The organism is Streptococcus mitis (assembly GCF_001579035.1).
Classification (GTDB): Bacteria; Bacillota; Bacilli; order Lactobacillales; family Streptococcaceae; genus Streptococcus; species Streptococcus mitis_J.
The window spans coordinates 369,445-370,793 of sequence record NZ_KQ970286.1; the positions used below are offsets into that span (position 1 = coordinate 369,445).

Annotated in this window: 1 protein-coding gene; it reads right to left on the bottom strand. The window is 41.9% G+C overall.

The genetic code is table 11. From position 1 onward, the window contains the following. A partial coding sequence (locus tag SMIDD26_RS12735) for a Xaa-Pro dipeptidyl-peptidase (RefSeq protein WP_246746891.1) occupies positions 1-1,330 on the bottom strand: 1,330 nt, incomplete at its 3' end. Positions 1,331-1,349 lie beyond the last annotated feature (19 nt).

Consider the following 1,349-nt stretch of genomic DNA (forward strand, 5'->3'; position numbering starts at 1 on the left):
AAAACTGGTTATAGTCCCCAGTTTTTCGATCTAGCTGAGCTTTCACTTTTTCTAAGTCAGCTTGGTGAGCTTTATTGCCACGGATATAGTCGCCAGCCAAGAGATTACGAGAGTAGGTTAGTTCAGCAAGGGAGTCAAAGTCCTCACCTGGATAACCACCTGGGCTAGTTACCAGACCGTTTTCTCGGTAGTAGTTGTACCATGAAGAAATGCCAGCCTCAGCAATGATAACCTCTAAACCATCGACGCCTGTAGTGGCAAGGCCGTTTGACATGGTACCTAGATAGGAAAGTCCCGTTGTGGCAACTTTTCCGTTTGACCAGTCAGCCTTGACTTGACGCTGGCGCGTGTGGTCGGTAAAGGCACGGCAACGGCCATTAAGCCAATCGATGACATTTTTATAAGCCTCAATTTGTTGGTAGTCGCCATTAGTCATGAAACCAGTAGAGTCTTTGGTACCAACACCTGAAACATAGAGATTGGCAAAACCTCGTGGAAGGAAGTAGTCGTTGAGTGTATAGCTAGAGTTGATGTGACTTAGCTTTTCCTCAGCTTCTGACACAAGCTCAGCTTGGCCTTGAGGTTGGACGAGATTGAGTTGAGATTCCTCTAGTTCAATCTTATGAGCAGGTTTCACCTCAAGCTCGCTCTCCATCTTGTAGAGAGCCTTATCGCTTGCCTTGTCATTTGTTCCCTGATGATAGGGACTGGCTGTCATGATGGCAGGGATTTGTCCGTCATAACGAGGACGAATAATGCTGACTTTGACTAAGTCTGGCTGACCTTTTTGGTCAGTATCGACACGAGACTCAACGTAGACGACTTCTCGAATGGCATCATGGCTAGAAAAAGTAGCCAAACTCTTGCCGTTAAAGTAGTGGTAGTCATTATCCTCCGGAATAAGACCATCACTAACAAGTTGGTCGATAAGAGTATTTCCCTTTTTGGTGCGAGTATTGAGTAACTGATAGAGATTTTCAATCAAGTCACCATATACAATAGGAAATCCAGTCTCTTTACGAAAAGCTTCACTGTCTTCGAAGTCAATCAAATAAGAAAAGCCTAAAAGTTGAAAGGCGACAGTATAAAAAATATCTGCTGTCAAGTCTTTGTCAGATTTGAAAAAAGTTAATATGTTAGTTTCTTTATCTATAGCTAAGCAGGAGAGTGGATAATCGGTGTTCTCATAAGTGAAAAATAAGCGACGTAAAAAAGTTTCCAGTAATTCCTTGGGATTGGCTGTGTTTTGTAAATCAAAGCCACATTTTTTTAGTTCAGATAAGATATTTTCTTTTGGAAAAGTGATATAACTATATTGATTAAAACGCATAGAACCTCCATATAGAATG